Source organism: Seonamhaeicola aphaedonensis, assembly GCF_003386195.1.
Lineage (GTDB): Bacteria > Bacteroidota > Bacteroidia > Flavobacteriales > Flavobacteriaceae > Seonamhaeicola > Seonamhaeicola aphaedonensis.
In genome coordinates this window covers 241023-263242 of the sequence record NZ_QRDX01000006.1, presented here as the reverse complement: position 1 = coordinate 263242, position 22220 = coordinate 241023, and the positions used below count along the sequence as shown (strand labels likewise).

Below are 22220 nucleotides of genomic sequence, written 5' to 3'. Positions count from 1 at the left end.
AATTTTAGACGATTAAACGTTATATTTAGCAAATATTTTCATATGTTTGTTCTGCCTAAATTAAAAACTGATGAAAAAATTAACCTTATTCATGCTACTGTGTTTTATGGTGCTTACTTCAAAAGCTCAAAATGATATTGACGCTTTATTGGCTGCGGGTGTAGAAGATGCTGCACGTTTTGCAAGCGATTATTTAATGCCAGGAACCGATGGTCTAATACACAGCATTAACTCTAACTGGTTTAATACAGCAGATGCTAAACCGTTAGGAGGTTTTGAAATCTCTATCATTGCCAGTGCCGCACAGCCTAAAAGCGAAAGCAAAACCTTTTTAATGAATACAGCCGATTACAATAACGTTCAGTTTGTTCAAGGGGGGCAAGTTCAAAATGTTGCTTCTGTACTGGGTCATAATGACCCCGATGTGGTTGTTGAAGTTACCTATGATGATCCTTTGTTTGGTCAACAAACTGAGCAAATCACCTTACCAACAGGATTGGCTTCAGAAAACGTAAATATGATACCTTCTGCATTTATTCAAGGAGCATTAGGGTTAAGTAAAGGTATTGAACTCAAAGCGCGTTTTATACCTAAGATAGATACCGAAGATGTGAAATTTAATGCTTATGGTGCCGGTTTACAGGTGGAGTTCACTAAATGGTTGCCAGCAGATAAGTTGCTGCCAGTGGCTGTTTCTGGTTTGGTAGCATATACACATCTCGATGCCACTTATAATTTAACAGAGAGTTCTGGAATACTGGGAGAAGACCAACGTTTAGAGAATGATACCAACACTTGGTTACTGCAATTAATTGCATCAACAAAGTTACCAGTAATAAATTTTTATGGTGGTATTGGTTATATTAAAGGAGAATCAAATTCTGATATGTTAGGTACCTACATAGTTTCCAATGGTTTACTAACGGCTGAACCTATTGTAGATCCATTTTCAGTAAAAAGTGAAGTATCTTCGGTAAGAGGAACACTAGGGACAAAATTGAAATTAGGTTTTTTCAGAATTAACGCCGAGTATCATTTATCAGATTTCAATGCTTTTTCTGTTGGTATTAATTTTGGATTTAGATAAAATAACAGAACAGTTATTAACTTGTTTTCAATATATATGTTTTAATTTTAGTTAGTTTATATTTAATTTTATGTTTTAAAAAAGTACAGGATTTAATCTTGTACTTTTTTTATTTAGAGCGTTTTAATTCTTAATTTTGCAGGACTTTGGTCTTAAATATATCTATAAAAAGACTAAATACCATAAAGCTTGGATATATAAAACCGAAAACTATTCAAAATTTAACAAATAATTATTAAGAACATGAAAGTAACAGTAGTAGGAGCAGGAGCAGTAGGTGCAAGTTGCGCTGAGTATATTGCCATAAAAGATTTTGCTTCAGAAGTAGTTTTACTAGACATCAAAGAAGGGTATGCTGAGGGTAAAGCTATGGATTTAATGCAAACAGCATCATTAAATGGATTTGACACTAAAATAACGGGTGTTACAAACGATTATAGTATAACAGCTGGTAGTGATATTTGTGTGATTACTTCAGGTATTCCAAGAAAGCCTGGTATGACGCGTGAGGAGTTAATTGGAATTAACGCAGGTATTGTTAAAACAGTGTCTTCAAGCTTATTAGAGTATTCGCCAGATACCATCATCATTGTGGTTAGTAACCCAATGGATACTATGACTTATTTAGTACATCAATCTACAGATTTACCTAAAAATAAAATTATTGGTATGGGTGGTGCGTTAGATTCTGCTCGTTTTAAATATAGGTTAGCAGAAGCTTTAGGAGCCCCTATTTCTGATGTAGATGGCATGGTAATTGGAGGACATAGTGATACCGGTATGGTACCTTTAACAAGTCACGCTACAAGAAACAGCGTAAAAGTTTCTGAGTTTTTAAGCGCTGAAAGATTAGAGCAAGTTGCAGCAGATACTAAAGTTGGTGGTGCTACATTAACTAAGTTGTTGGGTACTTCGGCGTGGTATGCACCTGGAGCTGCGGTGAGTGCTTTAGTACAAGCTATAGCTTGTGATCAAAAGAAAATCTTCCCATGTTCTACTTTATTGGAGGGCGAGTACGGATTAAATGATATTTGTATTGGTGTACCTGTTGTCTTAGGAAAAGATGGCATTGAAAAGATTGTTGATATACCATTAAGTGATGCCGAAAAAGCACACATGCAGTCAAGCGCCGAAGGTGTTAGAAAAACTAACGGATTATTAAGTGTAGAGGCTTAATATTCACTTACATAATTTATCAATAAAGACTGTAGCAATACAGTCTTTATTTTTATATATTTGGCGCATGAACGCAAAATGGTACTTTAGTATATTAATAATAGCATTAACACTTCTTGGTGTTTGCCAAAAACAAGATCCTGTTCCCAATCAGGAAATTGTTTTGGAATTTGTTAATCTGGAGACTACTGAAGCGGAAGTTCAAAAAGCCATTGCAGATGTTGAAAAACAGTTGTGTGAAGTTGGTGCTAAAAACATTAAAGTTCATCAGACTGAAAATGGTACTCTAAAAATCACTTACCATAGCAAGGTTAAGGCTGCTAGCATAAAAGAAATGCTTTCAAAAGAAAAGCATTTGGTATTTGATTATACTTCAAATAATCAAGATTCTGGTGATGATAAAAACCCTTCCAACTATAATCTGGATGTTTTTGATATTAGAAAAGGTCCTGAATCATCAAATTTAGGAGGTAAGTATGTTTTAGAAATAAAATACGATTACGACAGATTTAGTAACCCTAATGTGTATTTTTCATTAGGAAACCAAACTATTGATAAGTCAAATCACTTATTAAAAATAGCTTATAAAGTAAGCCATAATATTGCTATTGCAATAAACGATACTTCATATACAGAACCTGAGGTAAGAGCAGGTCCTAAATGCTGAAAAACTTTGGTCATTCTAAATATATAGCACATAGTTGAGTTTGCGTGTGGTATACTGTAACGGATAATTTCATTGCAATTTATGAATTTTTAATTCCACTCAGAATGACAATCCAACTATCATAAAAAGACAAAAGCGCTAGAGCGTTTAAATTTCAATTATAATAACAAAAACAATGGTTAGGTTCTAAAACGGGTGTGATATACACTCAGAAGAACATAACACAAAATAACAAAAGAATGCAAAATAAAGGAGTAGTAAAGTTGTTTGCTTTATTGTTTGGGTTGGTGAGTATTTACCAATTATCGTTCACATTTAAAGCAAGTCAAGTTGAGAGTGAAGCCGAAGCTCATGCTATTGAAACAATAGCGGAAACAGAAGAAGACTTCCGCGCAAAGAGAAGTCAGGAAGAAGCCAATTATTTAAATGCCATTTCAAAGGATACGGTTTATAGTATTTTAGGTGTTTTAGATTATACCTACGATGAAGTAAAGGATAATGCTATGAATTTAGGTTTAGACCTAAAAGGAGGTATTAACGTCATCCTTCAAGTGTCTGTAAAAGATATTTTAAAAGGCTTAGCTAATAACACACAAGATCCAGTTTTTAATACAGCTTTAGAGAATGCTTCAGAAGTCCAAAAGAACAGTCAGAATACCTATCTGGAAGATTTCTTTATTGAATTTGATAAAATTAAAGGTGATACGAAGTTAGCGTCACCAGATATTTTTTACACAAAAGAGCTGGATGGTGAGATTGATGGAAGCATGAGTGACGATGAGGTGAAAACCATTATCCAAAGAAAGATTGATGAGTCTGTAGTGTCTGCTTTTGAAGTATTACGCAAACGTATTGATGGGTTGGGGGTAACGTCACCTAATATTCAACGTTTAGGAAATTCAGGAAGAATTTTAATTGAGTTACCAGGAGCTAAAGATATTGAAAGAGCAGAGCGTAATTTTACTACCATGGCCCAATTACAATTTTGGGATGCCTACAGAGGTGACTTGTTCTTTAACTTTTTAGGTCAGGCAAATGAGGCTCTAAAACCTTTAGTAGAAGTAGAAACTGCCACTGACTTAGCCGAAAGTAATGATACAGAAGATGCTACAGCCCAAGATACGGTTGATGAACTATTGGGTGATGCCACAACAGACTCAACAGAGGTTGCCAGTACGGTTAACCCCTTATTGGATTTAATTAGAGGACCTGGTTACCAAGGCGGACCAATAATAGCTAAGTTTGAACTTAAGGACAAAGAAAAAGTACTTGAGTATTTAAACAAAAGAGAGGTAAGGTCTTTACTTCCTGCAGAGCAGCGCTTCGCTAAGTTTGTGTTTGGAAAACCAGACAAAAACTCAGAGCTTGTAGATCTGTATGCTTTAGTTGGAAATAGAGATGATATTCCGCAGTTAAGTGGTGCGGTTGTTACAGATGCACGCGTTAGTTACGGCCTTACTGGTAGACCAGAAGTGTCTATGCAAATGAATTCTAAAGGCGCTAAAATCTGGGAAAAAATGACCGGTGAAGCTTTTTCTAAAGGTAGTCAAATAGCCATTGTTTTAGATAATGTTGTTTATTCGGCTCCAGGGGTAACCTCTGGACCAATTGCTGGTGGTAATTCATCAATTTCTGGTGATTTTTCAGTAGCTGAAGCAAGCGATTTAGCTAACGTATTACGTGCAGGTAAGTTACCAGCATCGGCCGATATTATATCTAGTGAGGTTGTAGGGCCATCGTTAGGTCAAGAAGCTATTGATAGTGGTACAATGTCGTTCATAATAGCCCTAATAGTGGTATTGCTTTGGATGATTTTTTACTACGGAAAAGCTGGTGGAATGGCAGATATTGCCATGGCATTAAACATTTTATTAATCTTTGGTATACTATCAGGATTAGGAGCTGTACTAACATTACCAGGTATTGCGGGTATTGTATTAACCATTGGTATGTCGGTGGATGCTAATGTACTTATCTTTGAACGCATAAGAGAAGAACTTGCCAAAGGTAAGGGGCAAAAAGAGGCTATTGCAGACGGTTTTGGAAATGCACTGTCTTCTATTTTAGATGCCAATATTACCACAGGTTTAACAGCATTAATACTATTCATTTTTGGAACAGGACCTATTAAAGGGTTTGCAACAACCTTATTAATTGGTATTGGTACATCATTATTTACAGCTATTTTCATTACCAGATTATTAATTGATTGGTATGTAAATAGAGGTGGTAAATTAACGTTCTCTACAGCAATCACTAAAAACCTTTTCAGAAATATCAATATCGATTTCTTGAAGAAACGTAAGATGGCTTTCATTATTTCTGGAACTATTATCGCCTTAAGTTTAGGATCATTATTTACAAACGGATTAGATCAAGGCGTTGATTTTGTTGGAGGTAGAACGTATTTAGTACGTTTTGCAAATGACGTAAGTGCTTCTGAAATTACAGGTGCGTTATCAAGTCCGGATGTATTTGGTAGTGCCGATGCTAAAACCTTTGGAGCTTCAAACCAATTAAAAGTGACTACTAAATACAAAGTAAATGAAAGCGGTATTGAGGTAGATGAAGAAATTAAAGAAAAACTTTTTAGTGGTTTACAACCTTATTTAGAAGGCGTAAATTATGAACAATTTGTTGATTTAAGTAATGAAAACAAACAAGTTGGTTTAATGGAGTCTTACAAGGTTAGTCCAACCATTGCTGATGATATCAAGCAAGCTTCGGTTTGGGCAGTGTTGGGTTCTCTAATTGTGGTATTTTTATACATTTTAATACGTTTTAAACGTTGGCAATACTCATTAGGTGCCGTTGCAGCTGTATTCCATGATGTATTAATTGTATTAGGTATATTTTCATTAACCTATAAGTTTATGCCATTTAACATGGAAATTAACCAAGCATTCATTGCGGCCGTATTAACGGTAATAGGTTACTCGTTAAACGATACGGTAGTTGTATTTGATAGAATTCGTGAGTTCTTTAATGAGCACACTAGCTGGAAGTTCTTCCGTGTAGTAAACGAATCTTTAAGCAGTACATTGAGCAGAACATTAAACACCTCTTTAACTACCTTGGTGGTATTATTGGCTATCTTTATTTTTGGTGGCGATTCTATTAGAGGGTTTATGTTTGCATTAATCGTTGGTGTTATTGTAGGTACCTATTCATCGTTGTTTATTGCAACGCCAATTATGTACAACACAGTACAAAAACTAGATGATAAAAAGAAGAAGGACTAAAACTTAACTAACTCATTCTTTTTGAAGCCTATTAACGTTTGTTAATAGGCTTTTTTATTTCTGAGCGATATTAACCCGAGAATAGGTCCTATTACTAAAACAATTAGTATAACTGGTGTGTCTGACACCTCTCTTAAAAAAGTAGTAAGCTGAATGCTCACAATTGTTATAGCAAAACCAACAGAGTTAACTATGGTTAATGCGGTTCCTTTAAACTTAGGAGGAGCATTTTGAGCAACTAGTGTTGATAACAGAGGAGAATCTGCAATTACAACCATACCCCAAAAAATAAGAAAAAGCACAAATAGATATTGAGAGTTTGAAAAGAATAGCACTGGAGATATAAGACAACAGAGCACCGATAAAGATAATGATATTGAGGCTATTTTTTTTGTACCTACTTTTTGAGCCAAATAACCTCCTAATACACAGGAAATCCCACCAACCCCAATAATGATAAATGATAATAAAGGGATGTTAAAGAAGGTTTCAGGATGCATTTTAGTGTAATATTGTAAAATCACAGGAACAAAAGCCCAAAAGGTATATAACTCCCACATATGACCAAAATATCCAAAAGCCGAAGATCTAAAAGGTTTTACTTTAAAGATTTTTAATATGGCATAGATGTCTAGCTTGTTATTAGGGGTTCTGTACGGGCCATTAGGCACAAAATATAGAATTAACAAGCCTCCTAAAAGGGCTAAAGATGAGGTTATTATCAATACTATTTCCCAAGAATAATCACCTTTTACACCTTTTAATAAGTGCGGTAAAGCAGTGCCAATTACCAAAGCGCCAACCAAAAATCCCAGAGATTTTCCTAGACCTTTGTTATAGTAATCAGCAGCTATTTTCATACCAACGGGATAGATACCGGCAAGAAAAAATCCGGTGAGAAATCTAAGTATGAGAATACTTAAAAACGTATTGCCTTGCCAAGTAATACTTAAGTTGGCTAGAGCACCTAAAAGCGCACAAGTAAAAAATACTTTAGAAGGGGAAAAACGATCAGCTATTGAAAGCAATGCAAATATTAACGTTCCTGTAATAAAACCAAATTGAACAGTAGATGTTAAATATCCAAGTGCGTTTTCTTGGAGATCCAAGCTACTGGTTAAATCGTCTAAAATGGCATTACCTGCAAACCACAGAGAAGTACAGAATAACTGTGAAATTACAATTAAAGGAAGCACATTTTTTTGGCTATTCATCTAGAAGTAACTTTTATATCTGTTTGGCTATAATACTTTGTGTCTATTAAGTCCAATTACTTACAAGTCATGAATTGAAAACTTAACAACTTCAATTTTTTGAAAAATAGTAAAACTAGGTTTGTGAGATTTAGTAGAGATTTTAAAAACTCAAACTATCACCCACTGAAAGCCCCCAAGCGTCTACTAATCCCGCATTAATTTCTAGTACATATTTAGCAGAAGCATTTGATGGTAGCGACGATTCATCAAAGGGTTTAGTGTTTTTTTGAAAACTAACAATAGTTTTATTAGAGTTAATAAAGATAAGGTCTAACGGAATTTTAGTGTTTTTCATATAAAAAAACCGTTCAGTTTCATCATCAAAAACAAATAACATCCCTTGGTTGGTTTTCATTGAATTACGATACATCAATCCTGTTTGAATATCAAAATCGGTATCGGCTATTTCAATATCTAATATAATTTTTGAAGTGTCTGTTTTAATCTTATGAAGAACTAGTTCACCTTCTTTTTTAAAGGAAATTTCAGTTTGCTTAATTACTTTTTTATCCTGTCTACAAGAAATTAAACAAGAGATAAAAAGCGCTATAATAAGAACTCGAAGAAACATTATTTAACGAGTTTTGCTTTGTAAACAAACATAAAGTACAAGCCAATAAAAATAAATGGAATACTTAACCATTGCCCAGTTTGTAGCCCAAACCAATTAATATATTCTTCTCCTTGAGGTTCTTTTACAAACTCTACAAAGAAACGCACGGTCCAAAGTAGAATAAGGAATAATCCAAATAAAAAACCAGATTGGTCTTTTTTGGTAGTTTTTGTGTAAAAATACCAGAGAATTAAAAACACAAAAATGTAGCTGAACGATTCGTATAACTGTGCTGGATGACGGTATGGAACAGCGTTTAGTAATTCGGAAAATTGTGGGTTTTCTGTAACAGCATCATAGGCTTTTTGAACGTCTTTGATTCCTGTTAGTTGCTTGATTTGACTTTTATAATAATGATCTTGAATAAAGCGCACACCCAAAGGGAAATCTCCTGATTCTCTTCCAATGATTTCAGAATTAATAAAATTTCCAATTCTAATAAAAACAGCACCTGATGCTACCGAAATAACCACTCTGTCTAATATCCAAAGTAGTGTTTTGTATTTATATTTTCTTCGGTACAAATACATACCGATTATGATACCAATGGCAGCTCCATGACTGGCTAACCCTTGGAAGCCTGTAAATTCTATGCCGTCTTTAAAACTGAATGGCAGGAAAATACTCCAAAAATCTTGAGATATTAATTCTCTTTGATAAAATAGAACATGACCAAGGCGTGCCCCTAACATGGTTGCTAAAACAGTATAAATAAATAAGGGGTCTAAGTAGGTGAGTGAAACTTTTTCTTTAGTGAAAATACGTTTCATAATATACCATCCAATTACAAAGGCAACCACCCACATGAGGCTATAAAAGTGTAATTTAAAGTTGCCAACAATGTCAATACCAGTGATAGGGTTCCAATCAAATTTTAATGCTTGCATGAGGTAATTTTAAGTTGTAAATATAAGTGTTTACTATAACTTAAGTGTTAAAATTATGTTGACATACGTAATAATAGCAATTTGAAATGGTTAGAGTTGTAGGGTGTTATGAGGTTATTGTTGCAAAATCAAAATTTACACTATAATCACTTAACTATTTCAAGAATTTCTACTTCAAAAACGAGGTCTGTTTTAGGAGGAATACCTCTATTTCCAGCTTCGCCATAGGCTAAATGGTACGGTATAAACAAGGTGGCTTTGTCACCAACATGCAGCTGTTGTAAGCCTTCTTTAAAACCAGGAATCATATCAGCATCTGGACTAATATCTGCATGAATGGGTTGGTAACCATTGGCGCTTAAACGTTTTTCGTTAACGGCTTCTAAGGCTTTTGCTTTTTCAAGGCTACTGGTTTGAATGAGTTTTCCGCTACTGAAGTATACGGTGTAGTGAGTTTTTACAACAGCGTTTTCTGAAAGTTTTTCACCTTTACCAGATTTTGAAACAAAATATTGTAAACCAGAAGGCAGTGTTGTGGCTTCTTCTTGCTGCTCAATAAATTTTTCTTTTGTGTCTCTAATAATAGCTTTAGCTCTTTCTTTTCTCTTTTTTTCTTTTCGTATTTCTTGAATAAAATGATTTTTGAAAATTTTTGGAGCATTAAAATTTTCAGCATCTTTTCCTTTTCTAATAATATTTATTTCTTCAATAATGACCTCTTCAAGAGGTTTATCCTTTGCATCAGTTTTAACATTAGAAATGCTATCTTGAATGTTGGTGCCTACTACCAATTCACCAAAAACACTGTAATGGTTATTAAGGTCGGGTCTTGGAACTTCAGTGATATAAAACTGACTACCATTAGTGTTTGGACCACCGTTAGCCATGGCCAATATACCAGGTTTATTGTGGTTTAGGTCTGGATGAAATTCATTTTTAAATCTATATCCTGGATTTCCTCTACCATTGGCTAAAGGGTCACCACCTTGAATCATAAAAGAGTCTATTACTCTGTGAAATGTGAGTCCGTTGTAAAATTTCTTTTGTAAATAAATACTGTCTACAAGGGTATTGGTACCTTCAGCAAGGGATACAAAATTAGCAACAGTCACGGGAACTTTTTTATACGCTAATTTGGCAACCATATCACCTTTACTAGTTTTTATTTCAGCATAAAGTCCATCTTCAAGATTAGAGTATGACTTTTTACAAGACGATAAAACTACTAAATAAAGTAGAAAAAGGAAATTGATGCTATTAGTAAAACAGCGCATTTATTGGTCTTGGTTTGCAGTTATAGAGTTTACGGTCACTTCACATATTAGAGGGACGTTAGTGCCTATTTTGTTATCATCGCCATAATAACCATATGCTTTTTGTGATGGAAATAGAAATGTAACTGTTTCACCTGTTTTCATGAGCTTTAAACCTTCACGAAGACCAGTAAAAAGTTCTTGTTTATCCATAGTGTAGTTCTGCGTTTTTAAATCTTCTTTAGAATATATGAGTTGGCCATTCAGCGCTCTTACATCGTAATCATAATTTACAATATCTCCAAAATCAGGTGTTTTTAAAGTGTCTGCTTCAACTTTGGTATTATAATAATACCAAAAACCACTTTCTGAGGCTATATAGTCTTGGTTTGTTTGCTGCATAATGGTTTCAAAAGCAGCTTGCTCTTTTTTGTTTAAAGCTTTGTTACGAGCTACGGACTCGTTTATAAAAGAACCAGATTTTGATGAAATTGGCCTTCTGGCTTCAGGCATTTTACAGCCAAAAATCGCAAAAAGTAAGGCTAGGGTGAATATTTTATTCATTGTTTAGGGCTTTATTATAAGTAGGTAATATACTAATAAATTTTTCAACCGTATCTTTTAAAGAGGAATAGCTCTTTCCGCCAGCAGCATTTATGTGTCCGCCACCGTTAAAATGAGTGCGAGACATGTCGTTTACAGAGAAATTGCCTTTAGACCGGAGCGATATTTTAATAATGCCTTCTTGCTTGTCTTCAATAAATATAGCGGCAAGTACAATACCATCAAGCGATAAGCCATAATTAACAACGCCTTCAGTGTCTCCTTTGGTGTAGTTGTATTGATTTAATTCGTCTTGTGATAGTGTGATGTAGGCAGTTCTAGATTCTGGAATGACCTTTAAATTATTAAGGGCACAACCCAAAAGTTGTAATTTATTATAGCTATTAGTATCGTAGATATTATCATGAATTTTGGCATTATTAGCACCTTTTTCAATAAGGTTGGCTACAATTCTGTGTGTTGTACTGGTGGTTGATGAAAACCTAAAAGAGCCTGTGTCTGTCATAATACCAGTGTATAAACAGGTGGCTATATCAGCGTCAACTAAATCCAAATCACCTAGCATATCAATGAAATTGTAAATCATTTCGCAAGTTGAACTCATACTTACATCACTATACATATAAGTAGCATAATCATCAGGTGATTGATGATGGTCTATCATTATTTTAAGAGCCTTACTTTCAGTAAGCACTGCTTCCATGTTGCCTGTTCTGTGAAACGCATTGAAATCTAAAGTGAAAATAATATCAGCCTCATTAATTAAATCATCACACTGTTTGGTTTGTGAGTCGTGTTTTAGGATAGAAACTTCATTGGGCATCCATTTTAGAAAGCCAGGATAATCGTTTGGGGTGATTACCTGCGCTTTGTGGTTTCCTTTTAATAGATAATTTAGCAGACCTAGGCTAGAACCAATAGCATCGCCATCGGGGTTTTTATGAGGAACAATTATAATCTTTTTGGGGCTTGATAATAACTGTTTTATATTATTAATATCTTGTTTATTCATAGAGGACGAATATACAATTTTTTAAAATTGGATTATTTGGGTTTCAACAGAAATACATTACTTTTGCGCCAACTTAAAATATTATAATGGCAACAAATAGAACATTTACAATGCTTAAGCCAGATGCTGTTGAAAAAGGACACATTGGGGCAATATTAGAAAAGATTTCAGCTTCAGGATTTAGAATTGTAGCAATGAAATTAACACAAATGACCAAAGCCGACGCTGAAACGTTTTATGCAATCCATAATGAGCGTCCGTTTTTTGGAGAATTGGTTGAATATATGACTCGCGGCCCCATTGTAGCGGCTATCTTAGAAAAAGAAAATGCCGTTGAAGACTTTAGAACTTTAATTGGTGCTACAAATCCTGCTGATGCTGCCGAAGGTACTATTAGAAAATTATATGCAAACTCTATTAGCGAAAATGCTATTCACGGAAGTGATAGTGATGAAAATGCCGCTATAGAAGGTGCATTTCATTTTTCAGGGAGAGAGCAGTTTTAACTGAAGAACTCATTTTAATATCACGCTGAGCGCAGTCGAAGTGATAAATAAAATCCTAACTTATACAAAAAGCCCGCAACAACGTTGCGGGCTTTTTAAATTGTCAATAAAAAGTAAAATAATTATAATTAGATAACTTTTACGTTTACTGCGTTTAAACCTTTTCTACCTTCCTGTAGATCGAATTCAACATCATCACCTTCTTTAATCTCATCAATCAATCCAGAAATGTGAACAAAATGTTCTTTTTTTGAACCTTCTTCTGTAATGAACCCATAACCTTTTGAGTCATTAAAGAATTTAACTGTTCCTTTACTCATTTTAAAAATATTAAATTATTACTAAATGTCATATTTAATGTTAAATAGTAAGTTTTTAATATTCAACATAAATATGTTCCGAAAAGATAAGAAATAAAAAAAGTCTACCAAAATAAATTAGTAGACTTTCTGTTTTGTAATTGTTAAAGTGTATATCTTTTAGATTACTTTTACGTTTACGGCGTTTAATCCTTTTCTACCTTCTTGTAGATCGAACTCAACATTGTCGCCTTCACGAATTTCATCGATAATTCCTGAAATGTGTACGAAATGTTCTTTGTTGTTGTCCTCTTCAACAATAAATCCAAAACCTTTAGAATCATTGAAGAATTTTACGGTACCTTTACTCATTGTATTTGTATTAAAATAATAATTAAGCGTCAAAGGTAACCTAAAAAACAATAGGTTGTTGGTTTTAATCAATTTATTTCGATTAATTAAATTGTATAACTAACGAAGAATCAGTTTTTTGATAATGTCTTTGCCTAATTCTTCGTTAAGCATGTTGATGATTTTTTGTTTACCGTAGCTTAACTCTTCGCGTAAAACACTTGAACTTAACTGAATATGCAGCGTATCTCTTTGTAAATTAATGGCAGTTGTGTAGTTGTTTACGCCATTACCCATAAGCTTTTTCCAAGCATCGGCAACATTAACCTTGTCTAAGCCTTTTTCTAGATTGTTAGCTTCTACAAACTCTTTTAGGGCATCTTTAATACTGATATGTTCATTATGGCGTTTAGGCATTTTTAAAGTTTAAAAATCTCATAAGATTGATGCACTTGTTTAACAGCTTTTTCGGTACGGTCTGCATGGGTGTCACTTATAAATAACTGTCCAAAATTTTCATCATCTACTAATTTAATAATTTGAGCAACACGTTGTTCGTCTAGTTTATCAAAAATATCATCTAGCAATAAAATTGGCAGTACGCCACTTTGGGCTTTTATAAAATCAAATTGAGCCAGCTTTAAAGCAATTAAAAACGATTTTTGTTGTCCTTGACTTCCAAACTTTTTTATAGGATGGGTTTCAATATTGAAATGTAAATCGTCTTTATGAATACCTACACTGGTGTATTGTAGGGCTTTGTCTTTGTTGAGTACGTTTATTAAAAGCGCGTTTAAATCATCATCAAACAAATGGCTGTGATACACCAAATCAACCTCTTCATTAACGTTACTAATGGCGTGATAACGTTTTTTAAAAATGGGAATAAAGGCTTTTAAAAACGTGTTTCGCTTTTCAAAAATTTGCGTACCGTATTCAGTGAGTTGGTTATTGTAAACCTCAAGGGTATCCTTATTAAATGTATGGTTTAGCGCAAAATATTTTAATAAGGCATTGCGTTGCGCCAATATTTTATTGTAATTAATTAGGAGGCTTAAATACATTTTATCACTTTGCGAGATTACGCTATCAATGAACTTTCGTCTGGTATCACTGCCTTCAATGATCAAATCCCTATCTGCTGGTGAAATAATTACTAAAGGTAAGAAACCAATATGTTCGCTGAATTTTTCGTAGGCTTTACCATTGCGTTTAATGACTTTTTTCTGTCCACGTTTAAGGCTAACAACTATTTTTTCGGTTTTCTCATCCTTAACATAGTCACCATTAACTACAAAAAAATCTTCACCGTGTTTTATATTTTGAGTGGCCACCGGATTAAAATAACTTTTCCCAAAAGACAAATGGTAGATGGCATCTAAAACATTGGTTTTTCCAATACCATTATTACCAACAATACAATTTATTTTTTCATTGAAAATAAACGATTTGCTATCAAAATTTTTGTAGTTAAGTAATGAAAGTGATTTTAAAATCATGTAGCCAAAAGCAATTTTAAGTCTATTTAAGGGAAAAAACCTGTAAAAAGAAGTGCAAATTATTGAAAAATATCAAATAAATAGCCTTTTAGTTATTAAGAAAAATTATATTTTTGCGGCGCATTAATTTATAATATATGGCAACGTACAAGAAGAGAGGATATAAACCAAAAACCAAGGAAGAAAAGCAGCAGAACATTGAAGAAGGATCTACAACAGCTGAGGTTTTTAATACCCTTGATGAAGGCGCTTCAAAAACAGAAGCTTTTGTTGAAAAAAACCAAAAATATATTTTTATTATCATTGGGGTTGTGGCTGCTGTGGTTTTAGGAACTATGGGTTATAAAGAGTTTATAGCTAAACCTAAGCAAATAACCGCCATGAACGACATGTTTCAAGCGCAAAAATATTTTGATGAAGCCCAAACGGCAGTTGAAAAAGATTCACTTTATAACTTAGCCTTAAACGGAGGTGAAGGAAAGTTTGGAATGCTTGATATTATAAATGAATACAGTGGCACAGACGCTGCTAATTTAGCGAGTTATTATGCTGGAACTGCGTATTTAAGATTGAAGGATTATAAAAATGCAGTAGAACATTTGAGTAACTTTAAAAGTGATGACGAGATTTTAGCACCCTTAGCTAAAGGTAATATTGGTGACGCTTTTGTGCAGTTAAATCAGCCAGAGGACGCTTTAGATTATTACGAGCAAGCTATTAAATTGCGTGACAATGAGTTTACAACACCTATGTATTTGTATAAAGCTGGTAATATTGCATTAGATTTAGGAAAAGCCGATAAAGCCTTATCTTACTTTGAAAGAATTAAAGCCGATTACTCTGAATCCTCAGAGGCTTCAAACATAGATGTATTTATAGGTAAAGCTACTGTGTTAGCTAATAAGTAAAGCCCAGAATAATTTAATCTCGGTTATCGAGTAAAATGGCAACAGAAAACAAGAACTTATCAGAATACGATAAAACCACAATCCCAAACGCGAGTAAATTTCGGTTTGGGATTGTTGTTTCTGAATGGAACGATTCTATCACTGAGTCACTTTATCAAGGGGCTTATGAGGCTTTAATAGATAATGGTGTGTTGCCCAATAATATTATTCGTTGGAATGTTCCTGGAAGCTTTGAGCTTATTTATGGCAGTAAGAAAATGCAAGAACAAATGGTAAATGCAGTCATTGCTATTGGTAGTGTTATTCAGGGTGAAACTAAGCATTTCGATTTTGTTTGCGAAGCGGTATCACAAGGCATTAAAGACCTTAATGTCATGCGAGACGTTCCAGTAATTTTTTGTGTTCTTACTGACAATACTTTGGCACAGGCCCAAGCACGTTCTGGTGGCAAGCACGGTAATAAAGGAACCGAAGCTGCCATAGCGGCCATTAAAATGGCCGAACTTCGTAAAAATAGCTAGTTGTTTTAAGTAGGCAGTACTCAGTTTACATTATTCAGTTGTCAATCATTGGTCTTCTGTCATCGGTCACCAGTCCTTTCCATGTCTTCATAACTTTCGGTTATCTTCATGTTTTCTGCTTTTAACTTCAAACTTTAGTTTGTATTTTTGGAGTTTAACATGGTTAAATTTGTTCAAACAGAGAAAAAATAAAAGATTCAACTATCAACCCAGGTTTTCTAAAGAGAATAAAATAGATTTCAAATCTGAAAAAGAATTTGTTTCTAGATGGAGAGCCACTAAAGACGCTAAGAGAAAAGTTAAAGGAGCTATGCCTTTAAGAATTTTAATTTTAGCTTTGGTACTATTATTGATTCTTATGTATGTATTAGAAAAAAGATACATGTAACTCAAAAAATCAAGACATTATGGGGCTTTTAAAATTGCGTAAGAACAAAAAGTTTAATTACACTCCTCGATATTATAAGGGAGAAGGTAATCCGTTTGAAATTAAGCATAAGTTTGATGAACATAGAACTACGATAGGTAATAATTCTGGTTTGAAAACTAAATTTAATAACGCAGTAAACGATTATAAGCATAACCCAAATAGTGAAGCAAATAAGCGCGTACTTATTATAGTTGGTATTCTAGTTTTAATTTTCTTGTTCATTATTGGGTTTGATTTATCTATTTTCTTTTCAAAATAATATATGGCAGACATTATACAACTTTTACCCGATCACGTAGCTAATCAAATTGCCGCCGGAGAAGTTGTACAACGTCCTGCTTCGGTGGTTAAGGAGTTGTTGGAAAATGCTATTGATGCAGGGGCAAAAACCATAAAACTTATTGTAAAAGACGCAGGTAAAACGCTTATTCAGGTTATTGATGATGGCAAAGGCATGAGTGTCACTGATGCTAGATTGAGTTTTGAGCGTCATGCGACTTCCAAAATAAGAACTGCCGATGATTTATTTCAACTCAATACCAAAGGATTTCGCGGAGAGGCTTTAGCAAGTATTGCGGCCATTGCACATGTAGAATTAAAAACAAAACAAGAGCAAGACGATGTTGGAACCACTATTGTTATTGAGGGTAGTGAAGTCACATCACAGGAGGTTGTGGTAACCCCAAAAGGTACATCAGTTTCTGTAAAAAATCTCTTTTTTAATATCCCAGCTCGACGGAATTTTTTAAAATCGAATACTGTCGAACTTCGTCATATTATTGATGAATTTCATAGAGTCGCCTTAGTACATTGTGATATAAATTTTGTGATGTATAATAATGGTAGTGAAACCTTTAATTTACCAATTAGTAATTTTAGGCAACGTATTGTTAATATATTTGGAAACAAGACTAACGAGAAATTAGTTCCTGTTGAAGAGGATACCGAAGTACTTAAAATTTCGGGATTTGTAGGTAAGCCTGAATTTGCAAAAAAAACTAGGGGAGAGCAATACTTTTTTGTAAATAATAGATTTATAAAAAGTGCCTATTTAAACCATGCAATCGCTTCGGCATTTGAGGGTTTATTAAGGAGTGGTACACATGCCAGTTATTTTTTAAATTTAAAGGTAGACCCTCAAACCATTGATATTAATATTCATCCAACAAAAACAGAGATTAAGTTTGATGATGAACATACGCTTTATGCTTTGTTACGTTCTGCTGTAAAGCACAGTCTAGGGCAGTTTAATATAGCCCCTGTTTTAGATTTTGAACGCGATGCTAGTTTAGATACGCCATATAATTTTAATAAAAAAGAAACCAATACGCCATCAATAGATATAGATAGAAGTTTTAATCCTTTTAGGGAGGATATAAAAGTTTCAGGAAGGCAAACAACAGCTTTTAAACCAACCGTAAACAATTGGGAAAGTTTATATATTGGTTTAGAATCGAATGAAAATAATGATCCAAATAGTTTTAGAGAAGTACAATTTGAAAGTGAGGAATCTACTGCTTCTATTTTTGATAGTGACAATCCGGTAGCTCAGGTTCAAACCACCTATCAGCTTCATAATAAGTACATAGTAAGTACTATTAAGTCGGGTATGTTGGTTATTGATCAGCACCGGGCGCACCAGCGTATTTTGTATGAAGATTTTCTTAAAAACATGACCATTAAAGAAGGTGTAAGTCAACAGTTGTTGTTTCCGTTGCAGTTGCATTTTTCGGTTCAAGAAATTCAAATTTTAAATAAGTTAAAAGATGATCTAGAACATACCGGTTTTGTATTTTCTAACGTTTTAAAAGAATCGTTAGAAATTACAGGAGTTCCCATTAGTGTGCCTGAAAGTGAGGTTTCTATTATTTTAGAACAACTAATAAGCGATGTTGAAAATGAAGTACCCGATGCCCATTTTAGTGCTACCGATTTATTAGCAAAATCTATGGCAAAGAGTTTAGCAATAAAAACTGGCCAAAGTTTAGAAAGAGATGAACAAGAACATTTGGTAAACAAGTTATTTGCTTGTAAAGAACCTAATGTATCACCAACTAATAAAATAACATTTATAACTATGAGTGTTGATGAATTAGATAAAAAATTTATTTAGAATATGATGCGAATTTCAGAAACCGTCAAGCACTTACTTATCATTAATGTGATTATGTTTATAGGGACTTTAGCGATTGGAGGCGGGGAACTATTTTACAATTGGTTTGCGTTACGTTTTCCACAAAATGAAGGTTTTCAATTATGGCAAATATTAACCCATATGTTTATGCATGGAGGTTGGTCTCATTTGTTTTTTAATATGTTCGGGCTTTGGATGTTTGGGACACCTGTAGAGCAAGTGTTAGGCTCTAAAAGATTTTTGTTTATATACTTTTCTGCTGGTTTAGGGGCTGTGGTATTACAACTTTTATACTACTACTTTAAGTTTTATTCAGGTTTATCAATATTAGAAGAGGCAGGATTTAACCAAATGGATACTATTGAAACATTAAAGTCAGGTTACAATATGTATGATACACGTTGGAAATCAGTACTCACTAATCAACAATTAGGAGATTTTGTTGGTGTGTTCAATAGCTCTATGGTTGGAGCTTCAGGATGTTTAATGGGGATTTTAGCAGCATTTGGCATGATGAATCCTAATGCGGAATTAATGCTCATATTCTTACCAATACCTATAAAGGCTAAATATTTTATCCCTGGACTTATTGCATTAGATTTAATTTCTGGTATTAGTGGTCAGTCTATTTTTGGTTATGGTAATGTAGCTCATTTTGCTCACGTAGGAGGTGCCCTTACTGGTTTTTTAATTATGTGGTACTGGAAGAAAAACCAGTTTAACCAAAACCGTTGGTATTAAAATGACAACACTTACTCAAGATATAAAGGACAAATTAAAACGGCTTAATGTATTAGAGAAAATCATTGTGGTTAATGCAGTGGTTTTTATTATTGAAAAATTATTCAGACTAACCCTAGATTGGTTTAAGTTACCCAGTGGTTTTTTAGATTTTATTGTACAACCTTGGAGTCTTATTTCATATGCTTTTTTACATGGCGATGTACTGCATATTCTTTTTAATATGCTTTGGTTGTATTTTATCGGTCGAATGATTTTAAACCTATTTAGCCCTAAAATGGCACTGAATATTTATTTTTTAGGGGCTATTTGTGGCGGACTCTTGTTTATATTAGGCTATCAATTGTTTCCTAGTTTGTTTGGAGCTAATGCTAAATTGGTTGGAGCTTCGGCAGCGGTGAGAGCCTTATTAATTTTTGTTTGTGCCTATATGCCCAATCAAGAAGTTAGGTTAATTGCTTTTAACCTCAAGCTTTGGTACATTGGCGCCGCTATTGTGGTTTTAGATATCATTGGTTTATTTGGTTTAGTCAACCAAGGCGGACATCTAGCACATTTAGGTGGGGCTTTTTTAGGATATCTGTATGCGAAACAATTGGCTAAAGGAACAGATATTGGTAAAGGCTTTGAACGTTTCATGGATACTTTAACAAGTATGTTTAAGTCTTCAAAAAAGAGTAAGTTAAAAACCGTTCATAAAAAGAAAAGTAAAGTAGGTGGGTATGCTAAAACCGAATTTAACGAGTTCAACAACCAGAAAAAAATTGATGTTATTTTAGATAAAATAAGTAAAAGTGGCTATGATAGTTTAACTAACGAAGAAAAAGATTTTCTGTTTAGGGCTGGAAAATAGAAACCTTTATCACTTATGAACAGTCAATAAAATGATAATTAGAAAAACGAATGTCTCATAAGTTATGAACTCATCTGTCACCCTGAATTTATTTCAGGGTCTATTTGCACTATATTAATACAATTTTTCTGAGATGTTGAAATGAATTCAGCATGACAAGAAATCAATCTTATGATAAAAAACAACATTATAGCATAATACTCTAATTGTGGTACTTGAAGAATGAAAAAGTTGAGTTTTTTAAATAAAATTATTTACTTCATCAATGTTGTTGTTGCTCTGGCGCTTCTGTTATCATTTGTTCTTCCGTATTTGCCACCAAAAACATTTGCCGTTTTATCAGTACTTAATTTGGGAGTTTCTTTATTAATTATGCTTAATATTCTACTGGCATTGTACTGGTTAATAAGAGTTAAAAGACAGTTTGTATTGTCTTTTTTGGTGTTATTAATTGGTTATATTTCTTATGGGTCGTTATACAAGTTTTCATCTTCAAAAGACATAGAAAATGAGGATAACTTTAAGGTTATGAATTATAACGTTAGGTTGTTTAATTTATACGAATGGATAAAAGAAGACGCTATTGAAACTAAAATTGTTGATTTAATAAAAACCGAAGCACCAGATATTTTGAGTGTTCAGGAGTATCATCCTCACAAAGACATTAACCTGTCTTTTTTTAAATACAAATTTGAAAAGCTTTCTGGAAAGAAAACCAAATACGGTCAGGCTATTTTTTCGCAATTCCCTATTATAAATTCAGGTTCAATTGAATTTCCAAACACAGGTAACAATGCTATTTTTGCTGATGTTGTAAAAGGCAATGATACCATGAGAGTTTATAATATTCACTTAGAATCGTTACATATCAATGCAGACGTAGAAAGTCTTAAAAATGAAGATTCTGAAAGGTTATTAAAACGTATTGGTTCAACATTTAAAATGCAACAGTTTCAAACGGAATTGTTTTTAATACATAAAGAACAGTGTAAATATAAAATGATTATCTGTGGCGATTTTAATAATACTGCGTTCTCTTATGTTTACAAGAAAATTAAAGGTGATTTACAAGATACTTTTAAAGAAGCCGGAAGTGGTTTTGGACGTACTTACAACTTTAAGTTTTTCCCTGTTAGAATTGATTTTGTTTTTGCAGATGAGGCATTCCAAATAAACGGATTTAAGTCGTACACAGAACAGTTTTCAGATCACTTTCCTATAATGACAACGCTGGCTTTGAAAGAATAGTTTACATAAAAGAACAGTCTACCACATCCGCAATTATGTGAATTACCAATCCTAAACCAATCAAGCGTGTTTTCTTTGGGATTAACAGTAAAATGTAAAACACCATAGCATAGTAGGTGTGCAACGGATGAAAATTAATACTACACCTATTAGGGTCAAAAACAGGTGTGGCAATTAAATGATCTAAATCTATTAACATACCCAAAATCATAATAAAGTAAGCCATCATCCATTTGGGTTTATACCAAATTAGAGCCACAACTAGCGGCATTAAAAAATGACAACCGTAATGAGCAATCGGCTGTAGCATTACAAAGGGTTTATGGTTTGAGATTCCAAATAATTTAAGGTATTAGGACCTTCATTAAATAATAAATCCAAGATACTTAAGTTACTGATAAAACCATGTTTGTTGCTAAAAACTTGAGTGTAAGAATCAAATGGTTGCGATTGTTCCTTTTTAGCGTTTACCAAATATCTGTAATCTGTTTTATCTTCAACAATTTTTTCAAAAGATTGAGATTCTGATACGTTTAAATCTAATTGCAAACAATCACAAATAACCTCAAAACATTTTAGGTTAAAATCTAAAATATAATCGGTTTTTTGATGGAATAAAGGCTGAATGTCGTCTTCGTAAAATTCAAAAAAAGGAGAAGTTCTGTATGCTGAAAGCAACGATTTCCAATGATTTGCTTGCCACGGTTCTTCATTAAAAATTTTTACATCTTTATACTTTTGCCTGTTTTTTTGAGAATGAACTACAGGAATATTAAGGGTTTGCCTACCATTGGCTCCATAGATATAGGTGCGGTTTCTATAAGTCTGTTTCAAAAAATTATCATGCACTTCAAATACAACGTTATCTGCCTGTAGCATTACTACAAAATGAGCAATGCTTGAGAAATATGTGGGGTGGATGATGATGTTCATTACGTTTTGTCATTCCCACGAAGGTGGGAATCTCATAAAT

General features: G+C 33.6%; 25 protein-coding genes. 13 read left to right on the top strand and 12 right to left on the bottom strand.

The annotated features are described in order from the left end of the window. Positions 1–70 precede the first annotated feature (70 nt). The 4 genes from DFQ02_RS11305 (at position 71) to secDF (ending at position 6172) form a co-directional block, all read left to right on the top strand. Positions 71–1087 carry a DUF6588 family protein gene (locus DFQ02_RS11305; protein WP_116524545.1) on the top strand — a complete coding sequence of 339 codons (1017 nt, stop codon included), beginning with the start codon at positions 71–73 and terminating at the stop codon, positions 1085–1087. 243 nt (positions 1088–1330) lie between these two features. Beyond that, the gene (locus DFQ02_RS11300) at positions 1331–2263 is read left to right on the top strand and encodes a malate dehydrogenase (protein ID WP_116524544.1); all 933 of its coding nucleotides are present in this window, start codon (positions 1331–1333) and stop codon (positions 2261–2263) included. A gap of 67 nt (positions 2264–2330) precedes the next feature. Beyond that, complete coding sequence (locus DFQ02_RS11295; protein ID WP_116524543.1) at positions 2331–2930, top strand: hypothetical protein; 600 nt, start codon at positions 2331–2333, stop codon at positions 2928–2930. Positions 2931–3169: 239 nt separating this feature from the next. After that, the gene (gene secDF / locus DFQ02_RS11290; protein ID WP_116524542.1) at positions 3170–6172 is read left to right on the top strand and encodes a protein translocase subunit SecDF; all 3003 of its coding nucleotides are present in this window, start codon (positions 3170–3172) and stop codon (positions 6170–6172) included. Between the two features lie 41 nt (positions 6173–6213). Here the strand turns inward: secDF and DFQ02_RS11285 are convergent, their stop codons facing one another. The 6 genes from DFQ02_RS11285 to DFQ02_RS11260 all read right to left on the bottom strand — a co-directional run bounded on the left by DFQ02_RS11285 (position 6214) and on the right by DFQ02_RS11260 (position 11757). After that, entirely contained in the window at positions 6214–7386 is a 1173-nt protein-coding gene (locus tag DFQ02_RS11285; RefSeq protein WP_116524541.1) for an MFS transporter, read from the bottom strand. 142 nt (positions 7387–7528) lie between these two features. After that, a complete protein-coding gene (locus DFQ02_RS11280; protein WP_116524540.1) occupies positions 7529–7999 on the bottom strand; it encodes a DUF192 domain-containing protein in 471 nt (156 codons plus the stop codon). After that, positions 7999–8928, bottom strand: a complete 930-nt coding sequence (lgt, locus tag DFQ02_RS11275) for a prolipoprotein diacylglyceryl transferase (protein ID WP_116524539.1) — start codon at positions 8926–8928, stop codon at positions 7999–8001. Before lgt ends, DFQ02_RS11280 begins: the two co-directional genes overlap by 1 nt. Before the next feature lie 146 nt (positions 8929–9074). Further along, on the bottom strand, positions 9075–10202 hold the full coding sequence (locus tag DFQ02_RS11270; protein ID WP_116524538.1) for a peptidylprolyl isomerase: 1128 nt from the start codon (positions 10200–10202) through the stop codon (positions 9075–9077). After that, on the bottom strand, positions 10203–10745 hold the full coding sequence (gldI, locus tag DFQ02_RS11265; RefSeq protein ID WP_116524537.1) for a gliding motility-associated peptidyl-prolyl isomerase GldI: 543 nt from the start codon (positions 10743–10745) through the stop codon (positions 10203–10205). Further along, on the bottom strand, positions 10738–11757 hold the full coding sequence (locus tag DFQ02_RS11260; RefSeq protein WP_116524536.1) for a DHH family phosphoesterase: 1020 nt from the start codon (positions 11755–11757) through the stop codon (positions 10738–10740). Before DFQ02_RS11260 ends, gldI begins: the two co-directional genes overlap by 8 nt. Positions 11758–11843: 86 nt before the next feature. Here DFQ02_RS11260 and DFQ02_RS11255 point away from each other — a divergent pair, with 86 nt between their 5' ends. Further along, positions 11844–12263, top strand: a complete 420-nt coding sequence (locus DFQ02_RS11255) for a nucleoside-diphosphate kinase (protein ID WP_116524535.1) — start codon at positions 11844–11846, stop codon at positions 12261–12263. A 128-nt stretch (positions 12264–12391) separates the two neighbouring features. Here the strand turns inward: DFQ02_RS11255 and DFQ02_RS11250 are convergent, their stop codons facing one another. The 4 genes from DFQ02_RS11250 to recF form a co-directional block, all read right to left on the bottom strand. Continuing rightward, on the bottom strand, positions 12392–12583 hold the full coding sequence (locus tag DFQ02_RS11250) for a cold-shock protein (RefSeq protein WP_116524534.1): 192 nt from the start codon (positions 12581–12583) through the stop codon (positions 12392–12394). 159 nt (positions 12584–12742) lie between these two features. Further along, a complete protein-coding gene (locus DFQ02_RS11245) occupies positions 12743–12934 on the bottom strand; it encodes a cold-shock protein (RefSeq protein ID WP_116524533.1) in 192 nt (63 codons plus the stop codon). Between the two features lie 99 nt (positions 12935–13033). Continuing rightward, complete coding sequence (locus tag DFQ02_RS11240) at positions 13034–13330, bottom strand: DUF721 domain-containing protein (RefSeq protein ID WP_116524532.1); 297 nt, start codon at positions 13328–13330, stop codon at positions 13034–13036. Positions 13331–13332: 2 nt separating this feature from the next. Next, a complete protein-coding gene (gene recF / locus DFQ02_RS11235; RefSeq protein WP_116524531.1) occupies positions 13333–14412 on the bottom strand; it encodes a DNA replication/repair protein RecF in 1080 nt (359 codons plus the stop codon). A 137-nt stretch (positions 14413–14549) separates the two neighbouring features. Between recF and DFQ02_RS11230 the strand changes: the two genes are divergently transcribed. From DFQ02_RS11230 to DFQ02_RS11195, 8 genes are all read left to right on the top strand, one after another. Further along, entirely contained in the window at positions 14550–15320 is a 771-nt protein-coding gene (locus DFQ02_RS11230) for a tetratricopeptide repeat protein (protein WP_116524530.1), read from the top strand. A 35-nt stretch (positions 15321–15355) separates the two neighbouring features. Further along, the gene (gene ribH, locus DFQ02_RS11225) at positions 15356–15841 is read left to right on the top strand and encodes a 6,7-dimethyl-8-ribityllumazine synthase (RefSeq protein WP_116524529.1); all 486 of its coding nucleotides are present in this window, start codon (positions 15356–15358) and stop codon (positions 15839–15841) included. A gap of 169 nt (positions 15842–16010) precedes the next feature. Next, the gene (locus tag DFQ02_RS11220) at positions 16011–16229 is read left to right on the top strand and encodes a hypothetical protein (RefSeq protein WP_147297764.1); all 219 of its coding nucleotides are present in this window, start codon (positions 16011–16013) and stop codon (positions 16227–16229) included. A 19-nt stretch (positions 16230–16248) separates the two neighbouring features. After that, positions 16249–16530: a riboflavin synthase subunit beta gene (locus DFQ02_RS11215; protein ID WP_116524527.1), complete on the top strand. Its 282-nt coding sequence runs from the start codon at positions 16249–16251 to the stop codon at positions 16528–16530. A 3-nt stretch (positions 16531–16533) separates the two neighbouring features. Continuing rightward, the gene (mutL, locus tag DFQ02_RS11210; RefSeq protein WP_116524526.1) at positions 16534–18384 is read left to right on the top strand and encodes a DNA mismatch repair endonuclease MutL; all 1851 of its coding nucleotides are present in this window, start codon (positions 16534–16536) and stop codon (positions 18382–18384) included. Between the two features lie 3 nt (positions 18385–18387). Then, positions 18388–19146 (top strand): rhomboid family intramembrane serine protease, encoded by a 759-nt coding sequence (locus DFQ02_RS11205; protein ID WP_116524525.1) that lies wholly within the window; start codon positions 18388–18390, stop codon positions 19144–19146. A 1-nt stretch (position 19147) separates the two neighbouring features. Then, positions 19148–19999, top strand: coding sequence for a rhomboid family protein (locus DFQ02_RS11200; protein ID WP_116524524.1), 852 nt, complete (start codon positions 19148–19150; stop codon positions 19997–19999). Between the two features lie 222 nt (positions 20000–20221). Further along, positions 20222–21247 (top strand): endonuclease/exonuclease/phosphatase family protein, encoded by a 1026-nt coding sequence (locus tag DFQ02_RS11195; RefSeq protein ID WP_116524523.1) that lies wholly within the window; start codon positions 20222–20224, stop codon positions 21245–21247. A 1-nt stretch (position 21248) separates the two neighbouring features. Here the strand turns inward: DFQ02_RS11195 and DFQ02_RS11190 are convergent, their stop codons facing one another. Together DFQ02_RS11190 and DFQ02_RS11185 are read right to left on the bottom strand one after the other, a co-directional pair. Beyond that, a complete protein-coding gene (locus tag DFQ02_RS11190; RefSeq protein ID WP_116524522.1) occupies positions 21249–21557 on the bottom strand; it encodes a DUF6122 family protein in 309 nt (102 codons plus the stop codon). Further along, positions 21557–22180, bottom strand: a complete 624-nt coding sequence (locus DFQ02_RS11185) for a WbqC family protein (RefSeq protein WP_116524521.1) — start codon at positions 22178–22180, stop codon at positions 21557–21559. Before DFQ02_RS11185 ends, DFQ02_RS11190 begins: the two co-directional genes overlap by 1 nt. Between the last annotated feature and the right edge of the window lie 40 nt (positions 22181–22220).